This window comes from Rhodoferax sp., assembly GCF_014859475.1.
Classification (GTDB): domain Bacteria; phylum Pseudomonadota; class Gammaproteobacteria; order Burkholderiales; family Burkholderiaceae_C; genus Rhodoferax.
Genome location: NZ_JACUUE010000251.1, coordinates 1 through 3,199 on the forward strand (window position 1 = coordinate 1; position 3,199 = coordinate 3,199).

A 3,199-nucleotide genomic window follows, 5' to 3' on the forward strand; every position below is an offset into this window, starting at 1 on the left:
CTCATGGTGCTCGACCATGGCCTGCGTAAAGCAGGTGACGATGGAATCGATCACCTTCAAAGCCTCGGATTCAGAATAGTCACCAAGTGGTTTTGTGAATCCAATGGCCCCGGCTGCTTCGCCGAAGGCCTTGAGGCACTTGACCATGGCGCTGTGCTCGACCTCAGAGAGATTGACCATGGTCGCCCCCTTGCTGTCGATCAGGTCGTCTTGCAGACGCACCCAGTTGCCGTACATGGCGTGAAACGCCTTCTGGCAACGCTCGGAGCAGAAAACCCAGTCCAGCGGATACCGCTGGGCCTGTCCTGTGCGATGCCGGTTGTCGGTATGACCGTAGCCCCGGGCTTGACGAGAGCAGACCCAGCATTTCATCGCCTGCCTTTCGTCTTGTCGTTAAAGAGGCGCTCATTGATTGGGCGACGGCCTTCCGTAAAACCGTCGCAGTCGACAAAGAATCGGGTTTTAGGATGGGCGCAGCGGGACTGCTTGATCATTTCGCGCTGGTACTCACGCGTGCAATCGGTGCAGTAGTCGCTCGCACCAGCTTTGGCCTTTCTGGCAGCGGCGCGCCACTGCTGGTACTGCGACGCGTCACTGAAACAGGCTGGGTAATATGCCTGCGACAGGGGTGATGTGGCGTTCATGGCTGGCTCCTCCTTACTGCGCCCAGGCGGGTTTGCCGGAAACAGGCGCGCGTTGGGGCTCAGGCGCGACCGGGCTATTGGCTGGCGCTGCGAAGGCTGCAGGACTGCCGTGCACTGACGCGCTGGCTGTCAATTTGGAAGGCACCCCCATGGTGCGCGCGTACTCTGGGTGGTCAGGCTCGATGGCCGTCTTGACGACGTTACGATCTTCACCCCGGTCATCTTTTTCGATATCGACGCGCACGACAAACTCAAGACCATCGAGGTCGGCAAAACCCTGGATACGGCGGGCAGCAGCAGCCTGAGGGCTGTTGTCTTGCGGCAGGACGCCTCTAGCGCTGTTCAGTGCGGCGCGCACAAAAGTTCGGCCCATCTGCGTCCAGGTTGGCCCCTTGGGTGAGTACAGACCGATGTTTGACCACACCTTGCGTTTGGCATATTCGCCGCCGGTGATCACAAACTCGGCGGCCAGATAGACCGCACCCGTCTTGGGTGACTGGGTGGGATAGCCGTCCGACCAGCCTTGGCTGGCGTCGTAGTGGCCACCGGGCTTGAGCGTCATCAGCACCGGCACGAGTGCCCCCTTGGGGATCAGGTCAAAGCCTGTTTGCTGCGCTTGTGCGTCGTTAAAGTCTGACCAGACATTGGTGTTGTTGTCGTTCATTTGAATTACTCCTTGGAATCAGTGAGGGTTGGGGCTTGTGGGTGCAGTGCAGGTGTGCCAGTGCCAGCGCACTTGGCGATGAGCGCACCCAGGTCGGGTGGCTCCAGCAGGTCAAGACGGCCGCTGCGGTCTTTGGCCGGATAGCTGTAAGGGTTGATGGTCTGGGTGACAAATGCCCGATAGGAGCTACCGTCATCGGCCTTGATTTCGGCCAAGGTGACCACCTCGTCAACAATTCCGGGCAGTTGCAATGCAGTGGCGCTGCCCTCGATCTGGGGCACAAAGACCTTGCGACCGAAGTCATCTGTCTTGCTGTCCAGGATGGCCACAAACACCACGTTCTTGCCACGGGCGTGCTGCAAATGGGTCAATGCCGTGACCATTTCCTGGCCCAAAAGACCATATGCACCGCGTGAATCGGGCTTGCCGGTACGCTCGGAAAACGCTGCTGGCTGGCTCTTGGCCCAGTTAAAGCACAGCCGAGAGAGCGCCGTGATGGAGTCGCAAAAGTAGGTCTGGTACTTGTCCAGGTTGGCTGGGTCGCCATAAATCGAGCACACATGGTCAAAGTGCGACTGAGAAAACGGTGACTGCTCGGGCAGCGCCGGGTTGGGCCCGGCCAGATAGACCACCAGATCGCGAAACTCGGGCCAGGTGCGCGGGCGCAGGCAGTCGCCGTTCCAGTCCGAGACAGACAAGTCACCCGCCTCCAAATCGATGAACAATGTGGAGTGGGTATCGAGGCATTTGAGCTGGGTTGTTTTGCCGATGCCGCTGACACCCAAAATGACAATCTTGACACCTCGGCGCTGGGCGCGCCGCTCGTCGGCGGTGATGATTGGGAGTGCCATTTATGCCACCTCCGCTTCAAGCGTCACGCTGGCGCCGAGGACATCGAACACGCAACTCTGAACATTGGCCCCCATGGACAGGGCCATATCGTGGAGTTCAGTGAGCGCGCGGTGGCGACTGATGTCGGCCTGAATCTGGCTTGTCAGCATGTCCAGGTGCGCACCAAGCTCACCAAAGGTGACCTTGGCCAGAGGCTTGTAGACGAAGCATTCGTCGTTGGAGTCGTCATCGCTGGGAATGCTGATGGCCGGTGGCAGCAGTCGCGCCATCACTTCGGGCAAGCCTGGGAGCAGCATCTGCATACTCGACTCACAGCTTTTGGTGCTGTTTTTGAGTTCACGCCGGGCCACGTCGGTGATGGCGTTTTCTGCCAACTGAGCGCCAATGGCGGCAACGCTGTCGGGGTTGGCATAGCAGACCAATTTTGCGATGTCACGCGGTTTGGCAAAGCCCAGGCAATCGAACGCCTGTAGGATTTCGCTTCGGACAGCCTCGCGAAGTTGGGTGAGATTTGAATTACGCATGCGCGTTGCTCCAGAGTGAATTGAGTTGATTGAGGTAAGGCACAGCGCTGGTGAGCCAGGCGGTGACGTTTTTCTGTTGGTAAGCAGGAATGCAGGCGAAGGCCTCGTTTGCTGAAAACCGTAGATTGGCCAGAGGCTCAAGCCCCTCGCGCAAGTTCAGCCATTGCTGCATGCGTGCGTTCTCATCGGGGTCACCCGGTGCGGTGTGGTAGCGGCCATCACTGCCGAGCACGAGAAGACCTTTGGCACCCTCGGATGCGATGCGCTTTGCCTGCGACGGCGTTGGCAGCGGCGTTGCTTGTTCCTTGAGGACTTGGGCAACGGCGAGTTGCTGTGTACCGTCGAGTCCCGTTGTCTGGGTAACGTCATCAAAGATGCGCACAGCGGACTGGCCGACCACACCAGCGCTCTGGATACGGTTGCCCACATCCTGCGCAATGGCGCGGATTTCCTGCGGGGTGCGGGTCAAGACCTCGCGCTGAGCCTGCACAGGCAATTGCGTCAGATCGGCTGCG

Annotated in this window: 6 protein-coding genes; all 6 read right to left on the reverse strand. The window is 59.4% G+C overall.

Going from position 1 to position 3,199, the window contains the following annotated elements; translation table 11 throughout:
* The coding region (locus tag IBX54_RS13875; RefSeq protein WP_296543248.1) for a DUF6511 domain-containing protein at positions 1 to 372 on the reverse strand (372 nt) is incomplete at its 3' end.
* The gene (locus tag IBX54_RS13880; protein ID WP_296543249.1) at positions 369 to 644 is read right to left on the reverse strand and encodes a hypothetical protein; all 276 of its coding nucleotides are present in this window, start codon (positions 642 to 644) and stop codon (positions 369 to 371) included. The genes IBX54_RS13875 and IBX54_RS13880, both read right to left, overlap by 4 nt.
* A gap of 13 nt (positions 645 to 657) precedes the next feature.
* A complete protein-coding gene (locus IBX54_RS13885; protein WP_296543250.1) occupies positions 658 to 1,308 on the reverse strand; it encodes a hypothetical protein in 651 nt (216 codons plus the stop codon).
* A 5-nt stretch (positions 1,309 to 1,313) separates the two neighbouring features.
* Positions 1,314 to 2,159 carry an ATP-binding protein gene (locus IBX54_RS13890; RefSeq protein WP_296543251.1) on the reverse strand — a complete coding sequence of 282 codons (846 nt, stop codon included), beginning with the start codon at positions 2,157 to 2,159 and terminating at the stop codon, positions 1,314 to 1,316.
* On the reverse strand, positions 2,160 to 2,684 hold the full coding sequence (locus IBX54_RS13895; RefSeq protein WP_296543252.1) for a hypothetical protein: 525 nt from the start codon (positions 2,682 to 2,684) through the stop codon (positions 2,160 to 2,162). It lies immediately after the preceding gene.
* Positions 2,677 to 3,199, reverse strand: a 523-nt coding sequence (locus tag IBX54_RS13900) for a hypothetical protein (RefSeq protein WP_296543253.1), incomplete at its 5' end; no start/stop codon positions are given. The genes IBX54_RS13895 and IBX54_RS13900, both read right to left, overlap by 8 nt.